This is a genomic window from Paludibacterium paludis (assembly GCF_018802605.1).
Classification (GTDB): Bacteria; Pseudomonadota; Gammaproteobacteria; order Burkholderiales; family Chromobacteriaceae; genus Paludibacterium; species Paludibacterium paludis.
This window is the reverse complement of record NZ_CP069161.1, coordinates 253,695-278,854: the sequence shown is the minus strand read 5'-3', so window position 1 is coordinate 278,854 and position 25,160 is coordinate 253,695. Positions and strand designations below refer to the sequence as shown.

The 25,160-nt window shown below is 60.7% G+C and carries 24 protein-coding genes, 2 tRNA genes, 3 rRNA genes and 1 other RNA gene; 9 read left to right on the top strand and 21 right to left on the bottom strand.

Annotation, left to right across the window (positions count from 1 at the left end; all coding sequences use genetic code 11):
- Window positions 1-7 precede the first annotated feature (7 nt).
- Both rsfS and rlmH read left to right on the top strand, forming a co-directional pair.
- Window positions 8-376 carry a ribosome silencing factor gene (gene rsfS / locus JNO50_RS01235; protein ID WP_189533699.1) on the top strand — a complete coding sequence of 123 codons (369 nt, stop codon included), beginning with the start codon at window positions 8-10 and terminating at the stop codon, window positions 374-376.
- An 11-nt stretch (window positions 377-387) separates the two neighbouring features.
- Window positions 388-858, top strand: a complete 471-nt coding sequence (gene rlmH, locus JNO50_RS01230; protein ID WP_189533701.1) for a 23S rRNA (pseudouridine(1915)-N(3))-methyltransferase RlmH — start codon at window positions 388-390, stop codon at window positions 856-858.
- Window positions 859-876: 18 nt separating this feature from the next.
- Here rlmH and JNO50_RS01225 read toward each other — a convergent pair whose 3' ends face one another.
- The 4 genes from JNO50_RS01225 to leuS form a co-directional block, all read right to left on the bottom strand.
- Window positions 877-1,155 carry a hypothetical protein gene (locus JNO50_RS01225; RefSeq protein ID WP_189533704.1) on the bottom strand — a complete coding sequence of 93 codons (279 nt, stop codon included), beginning with the start codon at window positions 1,153-1,155 and terminating at the stop codon, window positions 877-879.
- 165 nt (window positions 1,156-1,320) lie between these two features.
- Complete coding sequence (gene holA, locus JNO50_RS01220) at window positions 1,321-2,331, bottom strand: DNA polymerase III subunit delta (protein ID WP_189533706.1); 1,011 nt, start codon at window positions 2,329-2,331, stop codon at window positions 1,321-1,323.
- Window positions 2,312-2,866 carry an LPS-assembly lipoprotein LptE gene (locus tag JNO50_RS01215; protein ID WP_189533708.1) on the bottom strand — a complete coding sequence of 185 codons (555 nt, stop codon included), beginning with the start codon at window positions 2,864-2,866 and terminating at the stop codon, window positions 2,312-2,314. Before JNO50_RS01215 ends, holA begins: the two co-directional genes overlap by 20 nt.
- 13 nt (window positions 2,867-2,879) lie before the next feature.
- Complete coding sequence (gene leuS, locus JNO50_RS01210) at window positions 2,880-5,498, bottom strand: leucine--tRNA ligase (protein ID WP_189533710.1); 2,619 nt, start codon at window positions 5,496-5,498, stop codon at window positions 2,880-2,882.
- A gap of 152 nt (window positions 5,499-5,650) precedes the next feature.
- Between leuS and JNO50_RS01205 the strand changes: the two genes are divergently transcribed.
- Window positions 5,651-6,115 (top strand): EVE domain-containing protein, encoded by a 465-nt coding sequence (locus tag JNO50_RS01205; protein ID WP_189533712.1) that lies wholly within the window; start codon window positions 5,651-5,653, stop codon window positions 6,113-6,115.
- Window positions 6,116-6,130: 15 nt separating this feature from the next.
- On the opposite strand, the gene JNO50_RS01200 is transcribed toward JNO50_RS01205, so the two are convergent.
- The 4 genes from JNO50_RS01200 to JNO50_RS01185 form a co-directional block, all read right to left on the bottom strand.
- Entirely contained in the window at window positions 6,131-6,712 is a 582-nt protein-coding gene (locus JNO50_RS01200; RefSeq protein WP_215796448.1) for a 5-formyltetrahydrofolate cyclo-ligase, read from the bottom strand.
- A gap of 28 nt (window positions 6,713-6,740) precedes the next feature.
- Window positions 6,741-6,920: non-coding RNA, 6S RNA (gene ssrS / locus JNO50_RS01195), on the bottom strand.
- A 25-nt stretch (window positions 6,921-6,945) separates the two neighbouring features.
- Window positions 6,946-7,257, bottom strand: coding sequence for a cell division protein ZapA (locus tag JNO50_RS01190; RefSeq protein ID WP_189533717.1), 312 nt, complete (start codon window positions 7,255-7,257; stop codon window positions 6,946-6,948).
- Window positions 7,254-7,463 carry a hypothetical protein gene (locus JNO50_RS01185; RefSeq protein WP_189533719.1) on the bottom strand — a complete coding sequence of 70 codons (210 nt, stop codon included), beginning with the start codon at window positions 7,461-7,463 and terminating at the stop codon, window positions 7,254-7,256. The genes JNO50_RS01190 and JNO50_RS01185 overlap by 4 nt, the downstream gene beginning before the upstream one ends.
- A gap of 125 nt (window positions 7,464-7,588) precedes the next feature.
- On the opposite strand from JNO50_RS01185, the gene JNO50_RS01180 reads away from it, so the two are divergent.
- Both JNO50_RS01180 and JNO50_RS01175 read left to right on the top strand, forming a co-directional pair.
- Window positions 7,589-8,077, top strand: a complete 489-nt coding sequence (locus JNO50_RS01180; RefSeq protein ID WP_189533721.1) for a histidine phosphatase family protein — start codon at window positions 7,589-7,591, stop codon at window positions 8,075-8,077.
- 74 nt (window positions 8,078-8,151) lie between these two features.
- Window positions 8,152-8,589 carry a GNAT family N-acetyltransferase gene (locus JNO50_RS01175; RefSeq protein WP_189533723.1) on the top strand — a complete coding sequence of 146 codons (438 nt, stop codon included), beginning with the start codon at window positions 8,152-8,154 and terminating at the stop codon, window positions 8,587-8,589.
- Window positions 8,590-8,596: 7 nt separating this feature from the next.
- Here JNO50_RS01175 and speB read toward each other — a convergent pair whose 3' ends face one another.
- Complete coding sequence (gene speB, locus JNO50_RS01170) at window positions 8,597-9,562, bottom strand: agmatinase (RefSeq protein ID WP_189533725.1); 966 nt, start codon at window positions 9,560-9,562, stop codon at window positions 8,597-8,599.
- A 330-nt stretch (window positions 9,563-9,892) separates the two neighbouring features.
- On the opposite strand from speB, the gene JNO50_RS01165 reads away from it, so the two are divergent.
- The gene (locus tag JNO50_RS01165; RefSeq protein ID WP_189533727.1) at window positions 9,893-10,345 is read left to right on the top strand and encodes a hypothetical protein; all 453 of its coding nucleotides are present in this window, start codon (window positions 9,893-9,895) and stop codon (window positions 10,343-10,345) included.
- Between the two features lie 62 nt (window positions 10,346-10,407).
- On the opposite strand, the gene JNO50_RS01160 is transcribed toward JNO50_RS01165, so the two are convergent.
- The 12 genes from JNO50_RS01160 to recQ all read right to left on the bottom strand — a co-directional run bounded on the left by JNO50_RS01160 (window position 10,408) and on the right by recQ (window position 23,116).
- Entirely contained in the window at window positions 10,408-11,196 is a 789-nt protein-coding gene (locus JNO50_RS01160) for an SPOR domain-containing protein (RefSeq protein WP_189533729.1), read from the bottom strand.
- A complete protein-coding gene (locus JNO50_RS01155; RefSeq protein ID WP_189533731.1) occupies window positions 11,193-11,909 on the bottom strand; it encodes a type III pantothenate kinase in 717 nt (238 codons plus the stop codon). The genes JNO50_RS01160 and JNO50_RS01155 overlap by 4 nt, the downstream gene beginning before the upstream one ends.
- Window positions 11,906-12,871, bottom strand: a complete 966-nt coding sequence (locus tag JNO50_RS01150) for a biotin--[acetyl-CoA-carboxylase] ligase (RefSeq protein ID WP_189533733.1) — start codon at window positions 12,869-12,871, stop codon at window positions 11,906-11,908. Before JNO50_RS01150 ends, JNO50_RS01155 begins: the two co-directional genes overlap by 4 nt.
- Window positions 12,868-13,365, bottom strand: coding sequence for an adenylyltransferase/cytidyltransferase family protein (locus JNO50_RS01145; RefSeq protein ID WP_189533735.1), 498 nt, complete (start codon window positions 13,363-13,365; stop codon window positions 12,868-12,870). Before JNO50_RS01145 ends, JNO50_RS01150 begins: the two co-directional genes overlap by 4 nt.
- Window positions 13,340-14,203 (bottom strand): ferritin family protein, encoded by an 864-nt coding sequence (locus tag JNO50_RS01140; RefSeq protein WP_189533737.1) that lies wholly within the window; start codon window positions 14,201-14,203, stop codon window positions 13,340-13,342. Before JNO50_RS01140 ends, JNO50_RS01145 begins: the two co-directional genes overlap by 26 nt.
- A gap of 252 nt (window positions 14,204-14,455) precedes the next feature.
- Window positions 14,456-14,570 (bottom strand): 5S ribosomal RNA (rrf, locus tag JNO50_RS01135).
- Window positions 14,571-14,678: 108 nt separating this feature from the next.
- Window positions 14,679-17,572, bottom strand: a 23S ribosomal RNA gene (locus JNO50_RS01130).
- 228 nt (window positions 17,573-17,800) lie between these two features.
- Window positions 17,801-17,876, bottom strand: a tRNA-Ala gene (locus tag JNO50_RS01125).
- An 11-nt stretch (window positions 17,877-17,887) separates the two neighbouring features.
- Window positions 17,888-17,964: transfer RNA gene (locus JNO50_RS01120), tRNA-Ile, on the bottom strand.
- Between the two features lie 65 nt (window positions 17,965-18,029).
- Window positions 18,030-19,567, bottom strand: a 16S ribosomal RNA gene (locus tag JNO50_RS01115).
- The 16S, 23S and 5S rRNA genes sit together here with 2 tRNA genes alongside, the layout of an rRNA operon.
- A gap of 461 nt (window positions 19,568-20,028) precedes the next feature.
- Entirely contained in the window at window positions 20,029-21,240 is a 1,212-nt protein-coding gene (argJ, locus tag JNO50_RS01110) for a bifunctional glutamate N-acetyltransferase/amino-acid acetyltransferase ArgJ (RefSeq protein WP_189536909.1), read from the bottom strand.
- Between the two features lie 73 nt (window positions 21,241-21,313).
- Window positions 21,314-23,116 carry a DNA helicase RecQ gene (gene recQ, locus JNO50_RS01105; protein WP_189536911.1) on the bottom strand — a complete coding sequence of 601 codons (1,803 nt, stop codon included), beginning with the start codon at window positions 23,114-23,116 and terminating at the stop codon, window positions 21,314-21,316.
- A gap of 141 nt (window positions 23,117-23,257) precedes the next feature.
- Between recQ and JNO50_RS01100 the strand changes: the two genes are divergently transcribed.
- From JNO50_RS01100 to JNO50_RS01090, 3 genes are all read left to right on the top strand, one after another.
- Window positions 23,258-23,617 (top strand): hypothetical protein, encoded by a 360-nt coding sequence (locus JNO50_RS01100; RefSeq protein WP_189536914.1) that lies wholly within the window; start codon window positions 23,258-23,260, stop codon window positions 23,615-23,617.
- A 241-nt stretch (window positions 23,618-23,858) separates the two neighbouring features.
- Window positions 23,859-24,335 (top strand): surface-adhesin E family protein, encoded by a 477-nt coding sequence (locus JNO50_RS01095; RefSeq protein ID WP_189536916.1) that lies wholly within the window; start codon window positions 23,859-23,861, stop codon window positions 24,333-24,335.
- Window positions 24,336-24,378: 43 nt separating this feature from the next.
- Window positions 24,379-25,158: a ParA family protein gene (locus tag JNO50_RS01090; protein ID WP_215796446.1), complete on the top strand. Its 780-nt coding sequence runs from the start codon at window positions 24,379-24,381 to the stop codon at window positions 25,156-25,158.
- Window positions 25,159-25,160 lie beyond the last annotated feature (2 nt).

The following is a 25,160-nucleotide window of genomic DNA, read 5'->3' as shown; positions in this document are numbered from 1 at the left end:
AGAACACATGGAAATTGAAGATATCGCCAAACTGGCCGTGGAAGCCCTGGAAGACGTCAAGGGCAAGGACATCATCGATCTGGACACCTCCGAGCTGACCTCGTTGTTCCAGCGCCTGATCGTCTGCACCGGCGACTCCAACCGGCAGGTCAAGGCGCTGGCCAACAGCGTCGCCGTGAAGCTCAAAGAGGCGGGCGTCGAACTGGTCGGTACCGAAGGCCAGGAATTCGGCGAGTGGATTCTGGTCGACGCCGGCGACGTGGTCGTACACGTGATGCTGCCGGCGGTGCGCGATTATTACGATATCGAAGCCCTGTGGGGCGGAGAGAAGCCGTCCTTCGTGCCGACGGGCGCCAAGCCCTGGAAAGCGGTCTGACCGGACACGGCATGAAAATCACGCTGCTGGCGGTCGGCACACGCATGCCCCGCTGGGTCGACGAAGCCTACACTGACTATGCCAAACGTTTCGGCCGTGACATCACGCTGGAACTGAAGGAAATCAAACCCGAGAAGCGCGGCGGGGGCGTCACCCCGGAAAAAGGCATCGCCGCCGAGCATTCCCGCCTTCTCGCCGCCATCCCTCCCCGCGCCAGGCTTATCGTGCTGGACGAACGCGGACGCGCGTACACATCGGTTCAACTCGCCGACTCGATGAAGCGCTGGCTCGCCGAAGGGGAGGACCTGTGCATCGTCATCGGCGGCGCGGATGGTCTGTCGCCCGAACTCAAGTCCCGAGCCGATCTGCTTCTGCAATTGTCGGCGATGACCTTGCCGCACGGCATGGTCAGGGTAATGCTCGCCGAACAGTTGTACCGTGCGGTATCGATTCTCAACAACCATCCCTACCACCGGGAGTGAGGAACCGGCCGCCTGGCCTTAAAGCGGCACGCCGAGCAGATCCTCCAGCGGTTCGGCAAGATCGCTGTAGAGCGCCCGGTGGTCGTACACGCCGAGCAACCCGGGAAAGGCGTCGGGCTCGTGCATGATTTGCCGGGCCTTGCGCGAAGTCAGGCGATGCATGCGCAGCAACCTGCCATCCCACCAGATCAGTCTGGGCTCCTCGGCATACTCCAGCGCATCAAGCGCGCTATGAATGCAATCACTCACCACCCGGCGCACGCTCCGCGTCCGCGCCAATGTCTTGTCCGGCTGCATATGACCTCCTTCCTGACTGAATCGCCAGCTACAGAATCCATCAAACAAGCCGTTAAACCTTAACTGGTAGGCAGCGGGGAACAATAGCCGGAACCGGCTGAAACACACAGAAAAAAAGTCCGAAATACTTCGGACTTTTCAGAAGGAGGACAGCAAGAATTGTCGCTACGGCCGGGCGGAAAGGCGCAATCCCAAACAACGCATGGCATGCCAGGCATCGCCAGGCTCCACCCCCTTGATCATGCGGTCGATTCTCGCGCACTCGGTCAGCGCCTCGCGCAGCGCTTTGGCCCCGATGCGCCGCAGGGCGGGTTCGGCGAGCTTCTGCTTGACGCCCCACAGCTTCAGGTCGCGCACCAGGTCGCGCACCGCGCGCCCTTCCTCCAGCGCCCGTCCAAGACGGATCAGCATGCGCACATCCTCGGTCAGCGACCAGAGCGCGAGCACCGGGCTTTCGCCCTCGGCCTCAAGGCCCTCGAGCATGCGAGTCACGCGCGCGGCCTCCCCGGCGAGCCAGGCTTCGGACAAATGGAAAACGTCGAAGCGCGCGACATTGGCGACCGCCTCGCGAACCTCCTCCATGCCAAGCATCCCCGCGGGATAAAGCAGCGCCAGCTTGTCGATTTCCTGGCGCGCCGCCAGCAGATTGCCCTCGACCCGGTCAACGAAGAAGGCCAACGCATCGGGCGCCATGCTCTGCCCCTGCGCCTTCAGGCGGCGGGCGACCCAGCCGGGCAGCTCGCCGCGTCCGACCGGCTGGGCATGAATGACCTGCGACTTTGACTCCAGCGCCTGGAACCATTTGCTCTGCTGCTGGGCGCGCTCCATCCTCGGCAACACGACCAGCGTCACCGTGTCGTCGGGCGGCGTGGCCGCCAAGCGCATCAGGGCTTCCGCGCCCTCCGTGCCGGGCTTGCCGCCCGGTATGCGGATTTCCAGCACCTTGCGGGACGCGAACAGAGACACGCTGGTCAACGCACCGGTCAGGCGCGACCAGTCGAAACCGGCCTCGACCGTCAGCACCTCGCGCTCGTCATAACCTTGCCGGCGCGCCGCATCGCGGATGGCATCGCATGCCTCCAGGGCCAGCAAGGCCTCCTCTCCGTGGATCAGGAACAGGGGCCGAAGCCCCTGTTCCAGCGCCGACGCGAGATGGTCAGGGCTTAACGACGGCATGGCTTCCTGACGCATCCGGCACCGGCGTCATGGCCGGCGCCTTTTTCAGCACGGCAAGACGATAAAGCAGCAGGCGAGCGGCATCCTGGCGCATATCATCCCACAGCAACGCCTCTTCCTTCTCTTTGCCGAGAATGTCCTGGTCGTTGTAACTGAGCTCGCGCCGTACCGCGATTTCAATATCCGGCCCGGCTTCTTCGCCATCCAGCAGTACCCGGACCGTCAGCCGGTAGGTCAACTGGTAGCGGTTGATCGATCCGCCCCGATTGATGGTCAGGATGTCCTTGCTGTTCTGTTCGCCGACCACGCTCAGAATCGCCTGAGCGTCCTTGGGCGTAGAAACCAGGATCACCCGCGGATCGACGGCCAGCAGCGCCTTGAGCGGCGGGGTGACCTGCGCGTTGTCGGAGGCCAGGAACAGCCGCGAGAACGGCAACGGCTTCAACGGCGCATCCAGTCCGCGCAGGTGAAACCCGCAGGCCGTCAGCAGGGCGGCAAGCGCCGCGAGCAGGGTCATTCGCAGTAAGCGTGACATTGTCGATCCTTGTTCAGACCACGATGTTGACGAGACGGCCCGGTACGACGATGACCTTGCGAGCCGGTTTGCCTTCCATGAACTTCTGCACGTTCTCATTGGCCAGCGCCGCCGCTTCGATCGCATCGTTGGCCGCGTCGGCCGCCACCACGACACTGCCGCGCAGCTTGCCGTTGACCTGAACCATCAGTTCGATCTCGCTCTTGACGAGAGCGGCATCGTCGATCTTCGGCCAGGACTGGTCAAGCAGGCGCGTGCCGGGACGCAGCATCCCCCACAGCGCCTCGGTGATGTGCGGCACGATCGGATTGAGCAGCAATACGGCCGTCTCCAGTGTTTCCTGCGCCACGGCGCGGCCGGCGTCGCCATCCGTATCGGTCTTGTCCAGTGTGTTGAGCAGTTCCATCACGGCGGCGATCGCCGTATTGAACTGCTGGCGGCGACTGTAGTCATCGGACACTTTCTGGATCGTCGCATGCAGCTTGTAGCGCAGGTCGCGCAATGCGGCCCCCGGTTCGCCGCCGGCAAACGGCGCGACCACGCCTTTGACCTGATGATCGTATACGGTGCGCCACAGGCGCTTGAGGAAGCGATAAGCGCCTTCGACACCGGCATCCGACCACTCGAGCGACTGATCCGGAGGCGCGGCGAACATCATGAACAGACGAGCCGTGTCCGCGCCGTATTTCTCGATGAAGGCGGAGGGGTCCACACCGTTGTTTTTCGACTTGGACATCTTTTCCACACCACCGATCAGCACCGGCAAGCCATCCTCACGGTGTGTGGCGCCGGTGATCCGGCCCTTGCCGTCGCGTTCGATCAGAATGTCGGCCGGCGCGATCCAGTCCGTACCGCCATCGGAGCGTTCGCGGTAGAACGTCTCGCACACCACCATGCCCTGGGTGAGCAGGCTCTTGAACGGTTCATCGGACGACACCAGACCTTCATCGCGCATCAGCTTGTGGAAGAAGCGCGCGTACAACAGGTGCAGGATGGCGTGCTCGATGCCGCCCACATACTGGTCGACCTGCAACCAGTAATCGGCCGCGGCCTTGTCGACCATAGCGGTCTCGCACTGAGGGCTGGCATAACGCGCGTAATACCAGCTCGACTCGACGAAGGTGTCCATGGTGTCGGTTTCGCGACGGGCCGCCTTGCCGCAGCACGGGCAGGTGGTCTCATAGAACTCCGGCATTTTCGCCAGCGGCGATCCCGAGCCATCGGGCACGACGTCTTCCGGCAGAACAACGGGCAGATCCTGTTCCGGAACGGGCACATCGCCGCAATCGGGGCAATGGATGATCGGAATCGGGCAACCCCAGTAGCGCTGACGGGAAATGCCCCAATCGCGCAGGCGGTACTGCGTCCGGCGCGCGCCGCGTCCGGCGGCCTCCAGGTCGGCCACGATCGCGTCGAAACCGGCCGCATGGCCAAGACCGTCGTACTTGCCGGAGTTGCACAATTCCAGCGTTTCGTCCTTCAGGCCATACCAGTCCTGCCAACGGGCCGGGTCGAACTGCGCGGAGCCGTCCTTGAGACGCAGCACCTGTTGCTTGCGCAGATCGTAGCGCGACGCGAATTCGAAGTCGCGCTCGTCATGCGCCGGCACCGCCATGACCGCGCCCTCGCCATAGCCCCACAATACGTAATTGGCGATCCACACCGGCAAGGCTTCACCGGTCAGCGGGTGCAAAACCGTCAGGCCGGTATCGACTCCGCGTTTTTCCTGGGTGGCGATATCCGCTTCCGACACGCCACCCTTCTTGCATTCGGCGATGAAGGAGGCCAGTTCGGGACGACGCTGCACGGCAAGCTCCGCCAGCGGGTGCTCGGCGGCGACCGCAACATAGGTGGCGCCCATCAGCGTATCCGGCCGGGTGGTATACACCTTCAGTCCGCCGGCCTGTCCGATCGTGCTCTCATCGTAGGGGAATTCGACTTCGGAGCCGAAGCTCTTGCCGATCCAGTTGCGCTGCATGGTCTTGACCTGCTCGGGCCAGCCGCTCAAGGTATCGAGGTCGTCCAGCAACTCATCGGCGTACTTCGTAATAGCGAAGTAATACATCGGGATTTCGCGCTTTTCAACGAGCGCCCCGGAACGCCAGCCGCGTCCATCCACGACCTGCTCGTTGGCAAGAACGGTCTGATCCACCGGATCCCAGTTGACCACGCCGTTCTTCTTGTAGATGACACCCTTTTTGAACAGCCGGGTGAACAGCCATTGTTCCCAGCGGTAGTAATCCGGCTTGCAGGTGGCGATTTCCCGGTCCCAGTCCAGCGCGAACCCCAGGCTCTTGAGCTGCCCCTTCATGTCTTCGATATTGGAATAGGTCCAGGCGGCGGGCGCGACCTTGTTCTTCATCGCGGCGTTTTCAGCGGGCAGGCCGAAAGCGTCCCAGCCCATCGGCTGCAGGACGTTGTAACCCGAAAGGCTCATGAACCGGGCCAGCGCGTCGGTAATCGTGTAGTTCCGCACATGCCCCATGTGCAGCTTGCCCGACGGGTAGGGAAACATCGACAGCGCGTAGTATTTTGGACGGGACGCATCCTCGACGGCCTTGAATGCGGCGGTTTTTTCCCAATATTGCTGTGCGGAGGCTTCTACCTCGCGCGGAGAATAGTGTTCATGCATGGTGATCTGCCGAATGTAGGATTCCGGAAAACAATCAGACGATTATAGCCGCCGACCGCCTTGACGATGAAGGGGGGCGGCCCGATTAATTATCCGCGGCGCCGGATAACGCTCCGGCGCGACGCCGCAAACACTCGCGAGGGGGTCATCCGATGCGCTACTGGCTGATGAAATCCGAACCGGAGGATCTGTCCATCGACGACCTGGCCGCCGAGCCCGACAGGGATTTCGAATGGACGGGCGTGCGCAATTATCAAGCGCGCAATTTCATGAGGGACGGGATGCGGGAAGGCGATCTCGTGCTGTTCTGGCATTCGAGTTGCGCCACGCCGGGTATCGCCGGTATCGCTGTCGTCAGCGGCGCCGCCCGCGCCGACAGCAGCCAGTTCGATCCGGCGAGTCCGTGGCATGACCCCGCCGCCGATCCGGCATCGCCCCGCTGGGTTTCCGTCATGGTGCGCTTTGTCTCGAAATCGTGTCTCGTGCCGACCGCTACGCTGCGCGCCACGCCCGGACTCGAGGACATGCAGGTGCTGCGCAAAGGGAACCGTCTGTCGGTCACGCCGGTCAGCGACGAGCACTGGCATCTCGTGCAACCCTTGCTCACCCCCCGTTAACGGAAGACGCGGGCCTCAGAAACGCCGCAGGCCGGACGGGGTCAGTACACCGTCGAGCGCGACATCCCAAGGATCCCTCGGCACCTGCTCGACGCACTGGCAATCGAACGCAATGCCGATCAGGAGGGGACGCCGCACAAGGGCACGGCGCCGGCGAAACGCCAAAGTGGCATCATAAAAGCCTCCCCCCTGTCCCAGCCGGAAGCCATCCCGGTCGACTCCCAGCAACGGGATGAGCAGGACATCGAGCCGTTCGGCGCGGCACCGCGGGCCATCGTACTCGCGGATCCCGAAACGGGGATGAAGCCGCCAGCGCGATGCGTCGTCGCCAACGCGGGTGAACCACAGACGACGCCCTTGACGGGGAATGGCCGGCAGGTGGACCACGGCACCGAGACGTCGCGCGCGCCGGATGAGCGGGGCGAGGTCGAGCTCGGAGCCGGCGGCGAGATAGGCGCCGATGCGTTTGTTCCGCCGGACAAGACGCATGGCGTGCCGAACGAGCGCGGTCTCGGCGCGGCGCCGTTCATCGCGCGTCAGCGCCTTGCGGCGGCGGCGCAATTCCCTGCGCAATCGCACTTTGTCATCGGGGGACACAACCGGTGTGTTCATGGGCAAGAAGGGGGAGCCCCCCGCGAGTGCCGTTCGGGCATAATTCGCTTGAACCCTGTTTCCAGGGAGGTCGCCTGCCCGGTGCTTCGGGTGCGTCCACAGAGGGACGCGCACTCCCGCACCTTTTGCCGCAACCGAAGCGAACGCATTGGTTCAAAGGAATTGTGAGCCGTCACGAGCACCGCAGGGGATAAACTGACCTGTGGGTGCCGCCAGAATCAGAACAAGGTCTGCTGGCTTGCGCGAAGCGCCTCGTCGGCGGCTTCGCTCATGGCTCTTATTTTACGTTGAAACTCGGCAATCTCCAAGCCCTCGCCCACTTTCGTGCGCAGAAGGTCATGAGCGATATTCAAGGCCGCCATGATGGCGATCTTGTCGGTTTCCACGATCTTGCCCTGAGACTGGATGGTCGTCACCTTGTCCTCGAGCAATCGCACCGCCTCGCGCAGCGTCTCCTGCTCGGAAGCGGGCGTTCCGATCGTGAACTGGCGTCCCAGCAAAGAGACATCCACCTGAACCACATCGCTCATGAGTTCACCTCCTCGTCGCATGGCAGGCGCGAAATCAGGGCGCCCACCCGGCTGCGGGCCTCTTCCAGCCGGTAATTGAGCTCGGCGTTGTCTTTCAACGCCTGTGACAGGGCTTCGGCGAAGCGGCCGTTGCGGGACTCGAGTTCCCTCACCCGTTCGATGAGCGCCGCCACCCGGGTTTCCAGATACTGAATTTCTGTGTCCATGGCGGCGAGAATAGCCAAGGCGGCCGGACACGTCAAACCCGGGGCGCCCCGCTGTCTTACCTGGGGCACACCCGCCGGCTCCAAAAGACTTGCCACCGTCCGGCAGTTGGAATAGGGTGCCCCAGATGAATCCTTATACGCTGACACTTCTTCGGCATGCGCCCGGCACTCCCGAAGACGCCGCATCGGCGCTCTTTGCCAGTTGGCGGCGAATTGTCGAACTGGCTCCGGTCACCGCGATGGCAACCGGCACCGACAGGGTCGGCCGCGAATTCGCTGTGGCCCGCGCCCTGGCGGCCGGGGTGCCGTTGCGTGTCGACGAACGTTTCGACGACCCCCGCTCCAGCAGCCTGGATCTGTCGGAATGGTTCGACACGTTGTTACTGACCGGTTTTTCGGAATGGATCTGCGAAACCCGCGGAAGCCACCGGGTTCTGGTCGCGGGCGGGGAGGCCATTGCCTCGCTGATGGCGGAGCTCCTCGGCATCGGCCGCTCGACGGCGGACCTGCTTGAAGTCCGACCCGGCGGATTCGCCCAACTGACCTTGCTGGAAGGTCACCCCGCCTATTTGATGCGCCTCGAGCCGCCCCCCCGGGATTTCGCGGCGGATTGAAACACCGGTTGTCATCATTTCGTGATGATGCCGGCGCACAATTCGCGCAAATCTTTATTTGTGGGAGACGCCAGATGTCCGGGTTCGCCGTCAGCTCCGATCCTCGCCGGCTCGATCGCGACATGATTCACCAGTACCTCGCGCAAACCAGCCATTGGGCGCGCGGCATGACCAGGACGGCGCTGGAGCGCGCCATCGACCACTCGCTGATTTTCGGGGTATACGCGGGATCGCAACAGATCGGTTTCGCGCGCGTCGTCACCGACCACGCGACCGTCGCCTACCTGTCCGATGTTTTTGTGCTGGCGACCTGGCGCGGCAAGGGTGCCGGACGTCTGCTCCTGGAAGCCATCATGGCCCATCCCGACCTGCAGGAACTGCGGCGTTTCCTGCTGGTATCGCGCGATGCCCGCCCCTTTTACGCAAAGGCGGGGTTCACCCCGATCGGCCACGCCGAGCGCTACATGGAATGGGCCCGCAGCCCGGCGCTGGCCGTCGGAGAGGCCGCGTGAACGCGGCTTAGAGGGTGCCCGCCACCTTGCGGTTGCGCATCAGGCACAGCATGTCACAGGCCAGATGGGCGGCGGCGATCGCCGTCACTTCGCTCTGGTCGTACGATGGGGCGACTTCCACCACATCCATGCCGACGATGTTCAGATCGCCAAGTCCTCGGACAATCTTCAGAGCCTGCGCGCTGGACAATCCGCCCGGCACCGGGGTCCCCGTTCCTGGCGCGAACGCCGGGTCCAGACAGTCGATATCGAAGGTCAGGTACACCGGATTGTCGCCGATCACGCTCTTGATGCGGGCGATCGTGGCGTCCACGCCATTGTCGTGAACCCACGGCGCGTCCAGCACGTTCATTCCCATGAAATCGTCGTTCCAGGTCCGGATGCCGACCTGGGCGGAGCGCGCCGGATCGATCAACCCGTCCTTGACCGCCTTGTAGAACATGGTGCCATGGTTCAGGCTGTCCGGAGAGTCGTCCGGCCAAGTGTCGCAGTGGGCATCGAAATGGAGCAGTGACAGCGGTTTGCCGTATTTTTCCGCGTGCGCGATCAGCAGCGGATAGGTGACGAAATGGTCGCCGCCGAAGGTGAGCATGCGCGCGCCCGAGGCGAGAATGGTTCGGGCGTGCTCCACGATGGCGGGCTTGATGGTCAGGGGATTATGCGCATCGAACCAGCAGTCGCCGTAATCGATCACGGCCAGGTCGTCGAAAGGATCGAACCCCCAGGGAAAAGGCTTCAATTCGGCAAGTTGCACGCTTGCGGCACGGATCGCCTGCGGCCCGAGACGCGCGCCGGAACGGAACGTGGTCGCCAGGTCGAGCGGAATCCCCGACACCACGACATCGGCGCCGGTCAGATCGCGCGTGTAGGTACGCCGCATGAACGACAGCACCCCTGCATAGGTATTTTCAATCGAGGAGCCGTAAAGGGAAGGACGGCGAATCGCGCCGTCACCAGTGATCAGATCTGTCATGAAACTCTCCGTCAGAGAGTACGCCCGCGCCGGATGGAGTCGCGAGCGATTCCCGTCCATCATCAAGCCGACGGGTTAAGGCTGCCGCCCCCCTTCGGGGTGGAGTGCGAAGTGTGCCGTGTCTGCCGTCCTGTCGCAAGCCCTCGGGCGCAAACAAGCACAAATACACCTGCGACATTTATATGCGCTGTTTCTATACTCACCAAGCCACCCCAAACTTTGGGCCGGAAGCCGTCTCCATTGTTTTCCGCCAACACGGCTCCAAGCGACACCCCCTTCTTATCCCGAACAGCGAGGCACCCGATGATCAAGACACTAATGTTACTGTGCATGGCTTGTCTGGCTTCCCTGGCATTCGCCGACGGCCAGAGCGACTGCGACGCCGCGGCCGGCACCTATCTGACCGGCACGATCGTCAAAGCGCCGACATTCAAGCCGGGTTCTCGGCTCAAAGGCGTGGAGTTGTCGCACACGCACCTGGCGCTCACGGCGGATCAGGACGGCCAAACCTATGATGTCGCCATCGACAATGTTTTCGCGGATGGCTACGACAAGGCGCGCGGCCGGATTCCGCCGCCGCTCGACACATTGCGCGTCGACGACCGGCTTGAGTTATGCGGTCAACCTTACACCACGGGCATTGGCATTCACTGGGTTCACACCAATTGCGGAGACCCACCGACACCGTCCAAACCGAACGGCTGGGTCAAGAAACTGAATGCAGACGGTTCGGTCAGCGCGAACTACGAAGGCAACACCGAATACTGCCATCTTTGGCAATAGCGCAAATGCAAACCGCTCCGGGAAGCGACGTTCGCGGAGCGGTAAACCGGAGATCGACCGGGTCAGGGCTGGCAGGGCACCGTTTTGAGCCGGATGCCCGGTGTCAGGCGCTGCTGCAGGGCATCCAGGCGTGACGCGGCAGCGTCATCCAGCCCCTTGAACGAGATAACGCTGGATACCGCTTTTCCACCGCGGGCTTCCATGGCGACTTTGTCGTAACCGGCTGCGCGGATCCTGGCCATCATGGCTTTGGCCGCCTCCTCCTTGCCGAACAACCCCAGCGAGACGGCGCCCTTATGATCGTCGCCGGCGACGATATAGTTATCAAAGCCCTTGGACTTCAGCTCGGAAGACAGGGTTTGCGTTTCGGCGTGCGTGGCGAGCGGCGGGTAATAGACCCATACCTTGCCCTTGCCCGCACCCGTCGCGGCGGGCGCATCGGCCACCGACCACTGCCCGGGTTTCAGATGCAGACCGGGCAGCCCGCCCCTGGCTCTGGCAAGCAAGGCGCTGTTCAACGGCCCCCATTCCCGACACTGAGCGGCCGCGGCGGTGGAAGCCTTGACCTCGGCCGGCTTGGACGCCGCGACGGCGGGCCGGGCCACGGCAGACGGCGCCGACGAGACCGAAGTTTTCGGTGCGGACGCCACGACAGGTGCGGAGGCGGCCGGGGTCGAAGCGGTAACGGGCAGGCTCGACTCGACAGGAGGCTTCCAGCCCTCCGGCAGCACTTTGAGCATAGCCGGGCTGACCTCCTGGGCATGGACATCCTGGGGCGCGCGCACCTTCAGCGCCCCGTAGCCTGCCACCAGCAGGTTCATGACCAGAATCAGACCGACAAACCATTTCATCGCGCGCTCGCTACCCTCAAAATTCCTTCCAGAACGAGATTATCCACGATATCCACCTTTCCGGCGAGCATCCCGGCGACACGCCGCGCATCCCCGCCGGTCAGAATGGCACGCGGAAGCTCCCGGCCTGTCCGCTCAGCCAGTTTGCGCCGCATGCGTTCGATGGCGCCGGCCATCGCATCCAGCGCCCCGCTGGCCAGCGCATCGCTCGTCCCCTGAGGAAAATCCGCATACTCACCCGGCGCTCTGTCCAACTGGGCGGTACCTGTTGCAAGACTGCCAAGCATCAAGCGGAACCCCGGCAGGATGATGCCCCCAAGATACTCGCCTTCGGCAGTCAAGGCCTCCACGGTCAGCGCTGTTCCCGCACAGGCGACCACGATATCCTGGTCGTAGCGGGCCCGGGCCGCCAATACCGCGAGCCAGCGATCCGCCCCCTGCTCGGCCACCTGGCGATAGTGGTTGGTCACTCCGTCCCGGCGCGCCTCCGCGCCAATCCAGTTGACCACAGTGGGCGCCACGCTCTCGATCGCATCGCGCACCGACTGTCCGGCGACATTCGCCGCAAGGGTCGTGCCAATGGCATGGCGCCGCCAGACCTCCGCGAGCGTCCCGATCGCGTCGTGCTCGGCCACGCCGCCGTCCACCCACGCCTTACCGTCATGCACGCCCCACTTGATCCGGCTGTTACCTGCATCGATCAAAAGCCTCATGCCAGTCTCCTGACCGAGACTTCTCCCGCATGAAAGGTTTCCAGGCCGCGCAGGGTTTCAACCTGCAGCGCGCCGTTCACGGCCACCCCCCGCGCCACGCCGTTGACCGGCTCGCCATGCGAGAACGTGAGCGTCACAGGGCAGTCAAGATGAGCGAAGAACCCCAGCCACTCTTCGCGCAGGGCATCGAACCCCTTGCCGTCGAATTCCGACAGCACATTGTGCAGGTCGTTAAGCAAGGCGGCCAACAAGGCATTGCGCGACGGGCGGATACCGACCTGCGCGAGACAGGCCACCGGCTGGTCGACCGGGCCCGGCGCGGTCAGATTCAATCCGACACCGATCACGACCGAGGCCGGACCATTCGCCTCGCCGGACAGCTCGATCAGAATACCGGCCATCTTGGCGTCCTGCAGCAGCACATCATTGGGCCACTTGAGTCCGACATCCGCGCCGGCACGCCGCAGGCTACGGGCGAGAGCCACTCCGACAGCGAGGGACAGACCGGACAGTTCGGACATCGTCCGTTCGAACCGCCACAGAACGGAAAATGTCAGACCACAGCCCGGACGCATGCTCCAGCGTCGCCCCAGACGCCCCCGGCCGGCCGTTTGCACCTCGGCCGCCAGCACCAGTCCGTGCAACCCCCCGGAGGCGGCCCGCGCCATCAACTGGGTGTTGGTCGAATCCACCTGATCCGCCACCGCGACGGTCAGCGTTTCGCCGGCGGCGCGCTCAAGGCCGGCGCGGATTTTCGTGACATCCAGTATCTCGAACGCTTCGGCGAGGCGATAGCCTTGCCCCCGGACACTGAATACATCGATTCCCGTTTCCTCGCCAATCTCCTTGACGGCTTGCCATATCAGCGTCCGCGAACAGCCGAACAGACCGGCCATCGCTTCGCCGGAGTGGAACCGGCCGTCAGCGAGCAATTTGAGGATATCGAAGGCGAGCGGACTCACTCCCGACCGCCCGCGCGAACCTTGCGCAAGGTTTCGGTTGTCGAAGTCTGGTGCAGAAACGGAATCGAATGAACCTCGCCACCGCGCGCCAGGGTTTCATGGCTGCCGACGATCTTGTCGACTGGCCAATCCCCTCCCTTGACAAGGATGTCGGGGCAAATCTCGGCAATCAGCCCGGCGGGCGTATCCTCGTCGAACCAGGTCACCAGTGACACGCTCTCCAGCGCGGCGGCCACCGCGGCACGCAGGGGCAATGCATTGACCGGACGGTCGTTTCCTTTGCCAAGGCGTCGCACGGAATCATCGGTATTCAGCGCCAGGATCAGGCTCGCGCCCAATTCGCGGGCCTGGGCAAGGTAGGTCACATGCCCGCGATGAAGAATGTCAAAACAGCCATTCGTGAAAACCAGGGGGCGGGGCAAGCCGGCCAGGCGTTCGGCCAGCTGCTCGGGGGGGCAAATTTTTGCTTCAAACCGCGGGGTGGGGTACGACATTGCTTTCCTTCAGACTCGCCGACAGTTCCTTGCGGTAGCGATTGAGCGCATGAATGGTCTCGATCGGCCGCTCGAAGAGATTGGACAAGTTACGAAGGATACCACCCACCACGCGCGCTTCCCAAGGATCATCGAAGCTGATCTGGCGGGTCAACCATGCTTCCAGCCATTCGGGATCCGGCAGGCGCGACTGGATGGTGTCATTGGGAAACAGGGATTCGTTGACATGCAAATTGGTCGGATGCAGGGGCTTCTTGCTGCGCGAGGACGACGCCATCAGCAGGCCGATCTTGGCGAACGCCGCGCGGGCCTCGTTTCCGAAGCGCTCGATGGACTGCTTCATGTATTTCAGATAGGCCCCGCCGTGACGGGCCTCGTCTTGCGAGAGGGTTTTGTAGATGTGCTTGATGACCGGTTCGTCGTGCCATTCGGACGCGCAGCGGTACCACTGCGTCAGGCGCACTTCACCGCAAAAATGCAGCATCAGGGTTTCCAGTTGCGGAGCGGGGTCGAATTCGAAACGGATCGCGTGAAGCTCCTCCTCTGTGGGCACAAGCTCCGGGCGGAAGCGCCGCAGGTACTCCATCAGCACAAGCGCGTGTTTCTGCTCCTCGTAGAACCAGATGGACATGAATGCCGAGAAATCCGAATCGTGACGGTTGTCGCGCAAAAACATTTCGGTGGCCGGCAGGGCGGCCCACTCGGTGATGGCGTTCATCTTGATCGTCCGGGCCTGCTCGTCCGTCAGCTTGTCGGCTTCGAAGCTATCCCAGGGAATATCGTCAGCCATGTTCCAGCGGGCTTTTTCCAGTTGAACGAAGAGTTCCGGATACAACATGACTGCTCCTTCGCGAATCCAAAATGCCAGATTGTAGGACAATGCGGGCACAAATGAAAGTCATTGTCAGTATAGCCCACGCAAGGGCACCCGCATTACGCCGCGTTTTGGCGCACCAACCACTATGAGGCAAGACTGTGTCAGGAAAGTTTCAGAGAATGGAACGAAAATAGCCCGCGGGGCGAGGTTGGGCCGGAGGCGCCGCCCAAAAGGCAAAAGCCCTGACCGTAGGGTCAGGGCTTGGAGGGGGGAGTCTGGCGGTGTCCTACTTTCACACGGCGAATACCGCACTATCATCGGCGCTAAGGCGTTTCACGGTCCTGTTCGGGATGGGAAGGCGTGGGACCACCTCGCTATGGCCGCCAGACATAAACTGTCAACAAATCAAGAAGCCGCCCGCGCGTCGCGGGAGTATGTATCGGGTCGATGACGCATCGCGTCGCCAGCCTGGGCTCACCCAAGCTGTTCAAATGATAGGATCAAGCCTCACGAGCCATTAGTATCGGTTAGCTTAACGCCTCACAGCGCTTCCACACCCGACCTATCAACGTCCTGGTCTCGAACGACTCTTCAGGGAGGTCAAGCCTCCAGGGAAGTCTCATCTTCAGGCGAGTTTCCCGCTTAGATGCTTTCAGCGGTTATCTCTTCCAAACTTAGCTACCCGGCAATGCCACTGGCGTGACAACCGGTACACCAGAGGTTCGTCCACTCCGGTCCTCTCGTACTAGGAGCAGCCCCCGTCAAACTTCCAACGCCCACTGCAGATAGGGACCAAACTGTCTCACGACGTTTTGAACCCAGCTCACGTACCACTTTAAATGGCGAACAGCCATACCCTTGGGACCGGCTACAGCCCCAGGATGTGATGAGCCGACATCGAGGTGCCAAACTCCGCCGTCGATGTGAACTCTTGGGCGGAATCAGCCTGTTATCCCCGGAGTACCTTTTATCCGTTGAGCGATGGCCCTTCCATTCAGAACCACCGGATCACTATGTCCTGCTTTCGCACCTGCTCGACTTGTCGGTCTCGCAGTCAAGCCACCTTTTGCCATTGCACTATCAGCACGATTTCCGACCGTACCTAGGTGACCTTCGAACTCCTCCGTTACACTTTGGGAGGAGACCGCCCCAGTCAAACTGCCTACCATGCACTGTCCCCAATCCGGATCACGGACCAAGGTTAGAACCTCAAACACACCAGGGTGGTATTTCAAGGGCGGCTCCATGCGAACTGGCGTCCACAGTTCCCAGCCTCCCACCTATCCTACACAAGTCTGTTCAAAGTCCAATGCAAAGCTACAGTAAAGGTTCACGGGGTCTTTCCGTCTAGCAGCGGGGAGATTGCATCTTCACAAACATTTCAACTTCGCTGAGTCTCAGGAGGAGACAGTGTGGCCATCGTTACGCCATTCGTGCGGGTCGGAACTTACCCGACAAGGAATTTCGCTACCTTAGGACCGTTATAGTTACGGCCGCCGTTTACCGGGGCTTCGATCAAGAGCTTGCACCCCATCACTTAACCTTCCGGCACCGGGCAGGCGTCACACCGTATACGTCCACTTTCGTGTTGGCACAGTGCTGTGTTTTTGATAAACAGTCGCAGCCACCGATTCTCTGCGACCCCTTCGACCTTCGAGCGCGAGGCTCTACAATCTACCGGGGCATACCTTCTCCCGAAGTTACGGTATCAATTTGCCGAGTTCCTTCTCCTGAGTTCTCTCAAGCGCCTTGGAATTTTCATCCTGCCCACCTGTGTCGGTTTGCGGTACGGTTTTTGCAAGGCTGAAGCTTAGTGGCTTTTCCTGGAAGCGGGGTATCAGTCACTTCAGGTCCGTAGACCCTCGTTATCACCTCTCGACGTTAACAGCGCGGCGGATTTGCCTGCCACGCCCGTCTACCAGCTTGAACGACCTATTCCAACAGGCCGCTGACCTAACCTTCTCCGTCCCCACATCGCACCTTGCAAAAGTACGGGAATATTGACCCGTTTCCCATCGACTACGCATTTCTGCCTCGCCTTAGGGGCCGACTCACCCTACGCCGATGAACGTTGCGTAGGAAACCTTGGGCTTTCGGCGAGCGGGCTTTTCACCCGCTTTATCGCTACTCATGTCAGCATTCGCACTTCTGATATCTCCAGCATCCCTCTCAGGACACCTTCACAGACCTACAGAACGCTCCCCTACCACGTGACCTAAGTCACATCCGCAGCTTCGGTTATAAGCTTGAGCCCCGTTACATCTTCCGCGCAGGACGACTCGACCAGTGAGCTATTACGCTTTCTTTAAATGATGGCTGCTTCTAAGCCAACATCCTGGCTGTCTGTGCCTTCCCACCTCGTTTACCACTTAGCTTATCATTTGGGACCTTAGCTGGCGGTCTGGGTTGTTTCCCTCTTGACGATGGACGTTAGCACCCACCGTCTGTCTCCCATGCTCGCACTTTCCGGTATTCAGAGTTTGCCATGGTTTGGTAAGTCGCAATGACCCCCTAGCCATAACAGTGCTTTACCCCCGGAAGTGATACATGAGGCACTACCTAAATAGTTTTCGGGGAGAACCAGCTATCTCCGAGTTTGTTTAGCCTTTCACCCCTATCCACAGCTCATCCCCTAGTTTTGCAACACTAGTGGGTTCGGACCTCCAGTGCGTGTTACCGCACCTTCATCCTGGCCATGGATAGATCACTCGGTTTCGGGTCTACGCCCAGCAACTCAGTCGCCCTGTTCGGACTCGGTTTCCCTACGCCTCCCCTATTCGGTTAAGCTCGCTACTGAACGTAAGTCGCTGACCCATTATACAAAAGGTACGCAGTCACCCCATTTTTCAAGGGCTCCCACTGTTTGTATGCATCCGGTTTCAGGTTCTATTTCACTCCCCTCCCGGGGTTCTTTTCGCCTTTCCCTCACGGTACTGGTTCACTATCGGTCGATCACGAGTATTTAGCCTTGGAGGATGGTCCCCCCATCTTCAGACAGGATTTCGCGTGTCCCGCCCTACTTCTCGTACGCCTAGTCTCATCGCCACGTTTTCGTGTACGGGGCTATCACCCACTATGGCCGCCCTTTCCAGAGCCTTCCACTAACGCCGCGACTATCTCGTACAGGCTATTCCGCTTTCGCTCGCCACTACTGGCGGAATCTCGGTTGATTTCTTTTCCTGCGGGTACTTAGATGTTTCAGTTCTCCGCGTTCGCTTCGCCTTCCCTATATATTCAGGAAGGGATGACCCCTAAGGGCCGGGTTTCCCCATTCGGACATCGTGGGATCAATGTTCCATTGCCAACTCCCCCACGCTTTTCGCAGGCTTGCACGTCCTTCATCGCCTGTGATCGCCAAGGCATCCACCAGATGCACTTAATCGCTTGACCCTATCATCTGAACAGCCTAAACCACCCAGACTCCAGTTTCGCGACACGTCACGATCCCCTTCAAGACCGTCACGTCGATACAATCATCTACCCAAGTCGCACCCACCCGGATTCCTCCGGATCGGTGAACTTTACATATCAGCTTCTCAATTTGTTAAAGATCAACGCGTTGGCTACAACGCAAATCAAAAACGACGGATCCCTTCCCATCCTCTTTGATTTGCACTGTGGTGGAGGCAGACGGGATCGAACCGACGACCCCCTGCTTGCAAAGCAGGTGCTCTCCCAACTGAGCTATGCCCCCCTTCAGAGTCCTGGTGGGTCTGGTTGGACTCGAACCAACGACCCCCGCCTTATCAAGACGGTGCTCTAACCGGCTGAGCTACAAACCCAGTCTCTACTTGCCAACTTCCGAATAACCGATAGGTTGTGAGCGCTTGACGTCGCCATTCTCTAGAAAGGAGGTGATCCAGCCGCAGGTTCCCCTACGGCTACCTTGTTACGACTTCACCCCAGTCATGAAGCATACCGTGGTAAGCGGCCTCCTTGCGGTTAGCCTACCCACTTCTGGTATCCCCCACTCCCATGGTGTGACGGGCGGTGTGTACAAGACCCGGGAACGTATTCACCGCAGCATGCTGATCTGCGATTACTAGCGATTCCGACTTCACGCACTCGAGTTGCAGAGTGCGATCCGGACTACGATCGGCTTTATGAGATTGGCTCCACCTCGCGGCTTCGCGACCCTCTGTACCGACCATTGTATGACGTGTGAAGCCCTGCTCATAAGGGCCATGAGGACTTGACGTCATCCCCACCTTCCTCCGGTTTGTCACCGGCAGTCTCATTAGAGTGCCCAACTTAATGATGGCAACTAATGACAAGGGTTGCGCTCGTTGCGGGACTTAACCCAACATCTCACGACACGAGCTGACGACAGCCATGCAGCACCTGTGTCCAGGCTCCCTTTCGGGCACCGCCGCCTCTCAGCAGCGTTCCTGGCATGTCAAGAGCAGGTAAGGTTCTTCGCGTTGCATCGAATTAATCCACATCATCCACCGCTTGTGCGGGTCCCCGTCAATTCCTTTGAGTTTTAACCTTGCGGCCGTACTCCCCAGGCGGTCAATTTCACGCGTTAGCTACGCTACCAAGGATTCAAACCCCCAACAGCTAATTGACATCGTTTAGGGCGTGGACTACCAGGGTATCTAATCCTGTTTGCTCCCCACGCTTTCGTGCATGAGCGTCAGTATCATCCCAGGGGGCTGCCTTCGCCATCGGTATTCCTCCACATCTCTACGCATTTCACTGCTACACGTGGAATTCTACCCCCCTCTGACGTACTCTAGCTGAACAGTCCTCAATGCCGTTCCCAGGTTAAGCCCGGGGCTTTCACATCAAGCTTGTCCAACCGCCTGCGCACGCTTTACGCCCAGTAATTCCGATTAACGCTTGCACCCTACGTATTACCGCGGCTGCTGGCACGTAGTTAGCCGGTGCTTATTCTTCAGGTACTCTCATCCCCACCCGCTATTCACAGGCAGGATTTGCTCCCCGACAAAAGTCCTTTACAACCCGAAGGCCTTCTTCAGACACGCGGCATGGCTGGATCAGGGTTGCCCCCATTGTCCAAAATTCCCCACTGCTGCCTCCCGTAGGAGTCTGGGCCGTGTCTCAGTCCCAGTGTGGCGGATCATCCTCTCAGACCCGCTACTGATCGTCGCCTTGGTGGGCCTTTACCCCCCCAACTAGCTAATCAGACGTCGGCCGCTCGGATAACGCGAGGCCCGAAGGTCCCCCGCTTTCCTCCTCAGAGCGTATGCGGTATTAGCACAACTTTCGCTGCGTTATCCCCCATTACCCGGCACGTTCCGACGCATTACTCACCCGTTCGCCACTCGCCACCCGGAGCAAGCTCCTGTGCTGCCGTTCGACTTGCATGTGTAAAGCATGCCGCCAGCGTTCAATCTGAGCCAGGATCAAACTCTTCAGTTCAATCGCTAACTTTACTTCTGGCACGCAAGATCAAAGAAACAAAACCAGGTTCATTTCTGTCTTGCCGTGCAAGTGTCGGCTTCGCCAAACACTCACACCTATCGGTTATTCGCATTATTAAAGATCGGCGCCGCGCTCTTCGCTGCAGCAGAGGAAGCGAACTATACCCCCCAAACCCACACCCGTCAACTCCCGTTTTGCGGAAAAACCGCCAATTCACAGGTTTTATCACTCAACCCACTGATTATCCAACACTTTAAACTTTCACAAAAAACCTCCCCTCACCACGAAAATCCCCCGCCCGGCCCCTCCCCTCCCACGATTTTTTTACCGCAACCCCTTTTTTAACCCAAATTTCCCCAAAACACCCCCTGTATACACATTTCCTCCCGCCACAAAACAACGCGCCCTCCCGGCAAAACCGCCGGAAGGGCGCGATGTCCTCCTCGGAGCACCAGGGATCAGCTTCGGTAATCCGCGTTGATCTTCACATATTCATAGGAGAAATCGCAGGTCCAGACCGTCGCCTCGGCGACTCCGCGGTTGAGCACCACCCGCACGGTGATCTCGTCCTGGCGCATGACGCGCTGGCCATCTTCTTCGCGGTAGGCAGGATGACGGCCCCCGTCGCACGCCACCAGCACGTCGTCAAGATAAAGCTCGAGCCGGTCGACATCCAGATCCGACATCTCCGAATAGCCGATCGCGCACAGCAAGCGCCCCAGATTCGGATCCGAAGCGAAAAAGGCCGTCTTGACCAGCGGCGAACGGGCTATGGCATAGGCGACGGCCTTGCACTCCGCAACGGACCGGCCTCCCTCGACCTTGACGGTGATGAATTTGGTCGCGCCCTCGCCATCGCGAACGATGGCTTGCGCCAGCTCGATGGCCACCCCGGTCAGCGCCGCCTTCAATATGGCGTACGCCGGATGCTCGGAGGAATCGATCAGCGGGGTCGCCGCAGCGCCGGTGGACATCAGAATGAAGCTGTCGTTGGTCGAAGTGTCTCCGTCCACGGAAATGCAATTGAAGCTGACGTCGGCGACTTCCCGCACCAACTGGTTCAACACCGGCCGGGTGATAGGCGCATCGGTCGCGATGAAACCGAGCATGGTCGCCATATTGGGATGGATCATGCCCGCGCCCTTGGCGATCCCGGTAATCGTCGCCGTTTCCCCATCCAGGAGCACCTGGCGGCTGACAGCCTTGGGCAGCGTGTCGGTGGTCATGATCGCCTCGGCGGCCTCTTTCCATCCCGCTTCTCGCCGAACAGGCAAGGCGGCCAGGATTTTATCGGCGGGCAACGGCTCCAGAATCACCCCGGTGGAAAACGGCAGGATCTGCTCGATCTGGCAGTCCAGTTCAGCCGCAAGAGCCCGGCATACGGACAGGGCGCGCGACCGGCCATCCTCTCCGGTACCGGCATTCGCATTGCCGGTATTGATCACCAACGCACGGATCTGCACACCGGCGTCCAGATGCGCCTTGCAGATTTGCACGGGCGCCGCGCAAAAGCGGTTCTGTGTGAACACACCCGCCACGGTGTTTCCCTTGTCCAGCCGGATGACCAGCACGTCCTTGCGATCCGCTTTCTTGATTCCCGCCTCGGCGACACTCAGATGAACGCCGCGCACAGGCAACAGCGTGTCGGGCACCACGAGATTGACTGCCATGTTGCTTCTCCCCATTCACGGTATTTCCGCATACCCGAACGATTGTAGCCCAATTGCATGACGCGTCGGGATCTCAGCCCTCTTCCCTGCTGTCTTTCAGCAACGTCATCAGATCGCCGCCGTATCGGGCCAGTTTCAGTTCGCCCAGACCATGAATCCGGCCCAATTCGCGAAGATCGGCTGGCCGGCGCTCGACAAGCTCCCGCAGGGTCTTGTCCGAAAACACCGCATACGCAGGAACATTGTGTTCGTCGGCGCGCTCCTTGCGCCAGCGCCGCAGGGCCTGCCACAGCCGCTCTTCCCGTTCCGTCCGCAACCAGCGGTCGGCCGGCCCCTGCCGAGCGCCGGTCTTTTCAGCGGCGAGCGGCCGCAGGTAAATGAGTTCCTCGCCCTTGAGCAAGGGTCGGCAACCCGCGGTCAGCACCAGGGACTGCCCGCGCGCGAGGTCGACCTCGACCAGCTTGCGCGCCACCAGTTGCCGGATAACGGAACGCCACTGGCGCTGGTTGAATTCCTTGCCGACCCCGAAAGTCGGCAGGTCATGATGACGCGTGCCTTCCATCAGGGGCGTCATTTTGCCCATCAGGACATCCACCACATGGCTGGCGGCGAAGCGCTGGCCGACACGATAGATACAGGAAAGCAGTTTGCGTACCGGCAAAGTGGCGTCATACAGCACCGGCGGGTGGAGGCAATTGTCGCAATGACCGCAAGGGGCGCTGTCTTCCCCGAAGAATTTGAGGATATGTTGCCGACGGCACCCGGGGGTCTCGCAGAAGGCCAGCATGGCATCGAGCTTGCCAAGCTCCACCTGCTTTTGCAGGTCCGCCATTTCCGAATTCTGAATCATGCCGGACAGTTGCACCACGTCATTGAGCCCGTAGCACATCCAGCTTGTGGCCGGCAGGCCGTCACGCCCGGCCCGGCCCGATTCCTGATAGAAGTTTTCGGGAGATTTTGGCATGTCCACGTGCGCCACGAAGCGGACATCGGGCTTGTCGATCCCCATGCCGAACGCCAGCGTCGCCACCATCACTACGCCCTCTTCCCGGATGAAGTCCCGCTGGTTGCGCTCGCGCACATCGTGCCCAAGACCCGCGTGATAGGGCAAGGCGCGGATGCCATTCTCGACGAGCCATTGCGCCATGTCTTCCACGCGCTTGCGGGACAGGCAGTACACGATACCCGACGCACCGGGATGCTCGTTCTGGATGAACGCCAGAACCTGCTTCTTGGCGTTGTGTTTTTCCAGCACCTGATAGAACAGATTGGGCCGGTCAAAACTCGAGAGAAACACGCGGGCATCCGACAGTTTCAGGTAATGAAGAATATCTTCGCGCGTTTGCTGGTCGGCGGTGGCCGTCAGGGCAATGCGCGGCACCTGCGGAAAACGTTCCGCCAGCATGCCGAGCTGCTGGTACTCGGGACGAAAATCATGCCCCCAGTGGCTGACGCAATGTGCTTCGTCAATCGCCAGAAGCGACAGCGGGACGGAGTCGAGAAACGCCAGGAACCGGGGCGTGAGCAGGCGCTCCGGCGCCACATAGAGCAAATCGAGCGTGCCTGCGCGCGCGCGGCGGGCGATATCCCTCGCCTCGTCCGGAGAGGTGGCGGAATTGAGACAGGCGGCGGCCACGCCAAGCTCGGTCAGGGCGGCGACCTGATCCTGCATCAGCGCGATCAGGGGAGATACCACGAGTGCCATGCCATCGCGCATCAGGGCGGGGATCTGATAACACAATGATTTGCCGCCGCCGGTCGGCATGAGCACCAGCGCATGTCCGCCGCCGGCGACATGATTGACAATGGCTTCCTGTTCACCGCGGAACGCCGGATAGCCGAAAACGGAACTCAGTAAGGTCAGTGCATTCTGCATGGGGGATCGATTCCAGTGGGACCCGGCATTTTAAGCCATCCGGACAGATTGTGCCGGGTCGGCTGGCCGTCCGCGCTTCCCCCTGGACGCGGAAGCTGTCACTATACTCTTATGGCATTTTCCCGATGAGAGGATCCGGTCATGTCAGAGCGTCGTCTGTCCCCGGCCCTGCTTCCGCTTCTCGGTGGCGCCGCACTGCAGGCGGTCGCCATGCTTTTCTTTTCCGGTCAGGCATCCGGCCCGGCCGCGCTGCTGTACGGCTATGCGGTTTCGGCCTATGGCTACTGCCTGTTTGCCGACATCCGGCGCGACACCACGATCCCCCTGCATTTTTGCATGGCGACACTGGTGCTGGCGCTCGGCATCAGCGGCATCATGCCCTTTCCCTCGATGGGCCTGGAGGAAACGCCTCCGGCGCCCAAACCCGCCGCGAAACAGCACGCCGACTGCCCGAAACTGAACAGCCTGCTGTTCCCGTGCGACACCTTCGCGGCGCTATGACGAAGACCCCCGGCCAAAAATGAAATCAACCCGGAAGCGTCATGAAAAAAAAGCAGCCGCCCTTTTGGGGGCGGCTCAACCTTAGATGGAGACAATGTGAAACGAAGAGGAAATGCTCTCGCACTATGAAAGACACGGGGCAAGGCCAAAGAGTTCCCGCGTCTCCAAAAAAATGCATCGGCTTGGCCGGCGATCACCGACTGTGCGACACTGACGTCGATTTCCCCGGAGAGTTTTTTCGATGCGATACCGTCTTTTGGCCGTCGCGGCCGCCCTTTTCCTGGCCGGTTGCGCCACCCAACCCGCCGCTACCATCACCCGGCCGGTCGTCCGAAACGGCTCTCTGCCGCCGCAGGCCAGCGCCGACTGGATCAATCTTGGCGTCTCTCCCAATGGCAACATCCTGAATGAACTGGACAAGCTGTCGATTCTCCGCAATGGTCAGAAAGTGACCTTCCGCGATAGAAAAACGATTTTCAATCTCAGAAAAGAAAATTTCCTGAATACCCCGCGGCATAAAATTTCCCTCAATTATTGGGAAATCGATTGTGCCAACCGTACATTCAAACTGACCGCGATGGATTTATTTGATGAAAATGGCCGGCAGATCTCCAGCTTCTCCTATAATGACGCTCAGATAAAACCTATGCCGGTCGTGCAAAACTCGGCGAGCTACCAGCAGATGCTCGTCGTTTGCGGAAAAGACACGGGCAACTGAGCCGGTCCGCACGGCATGACCCGGCGCTTGTGAAAGGGGTTCCATGAGCGCAATCCGCCGTGTGGTATTCAATCAGAAAGGCGGGGTGGGAAAATCCACCATCGCCGTCAACCTTGCCGCCGTGGCGGCCAATCTGGGCAGCAAGACGCTGCTCATCGATCTGGACCCGCAAGGCAACGCGAGTCATTATCTGACCGGAGGGCAACCCTCCGGCGACACACCGTCCGCCGGCGACTTCTTTGAACAGGCGCTCAATATCTCCCTGTTCGGCAAGGAGGTCGAAGAATACGTCATTCCGACCCCGTTCGACGGCCTTGATCTGCTGGCATCGGACCCGGAACTGGCCGAGCTCATGGGCAAGCTCGAGTCCCGCTACAAGATGTTCAAACTCAAGGAGGCGCTGGACCGCCTGTCCGGCACGTATGACGAGATCTGGATCGACACTCCGCCCGCCCTCAATTTTTATACCCGCTCCGCCCTGATCGCGGCGAACCGGTGCCTCATTCCCTTTGACTGCGATACGTTTTCCCGCCAAGCGCTGTACACCCTGATCGGCAACGTCGAGGAAATCCGCTCCGACCACAACCCCGGCCTGGCGGTGGAAGGCATTGTCGTCAACCAGTTCCAGCCGCGGGCCAGTCTGCCCTCCCGCCTGGTCGAAGAACTGGAGGCCGAAGGGCTGCCGGTCATCCCGACCCGTCTTTCCTCCTCGGTGCGCATCAGAGAGTCGCATGAGGCAGCGCGCCCGATGATTCACCTTGAGCCCCGGCACAAGCTGACACAGGAATATCTCGCCCTGTATCGCCATTTGTCGGGTCGCTGACC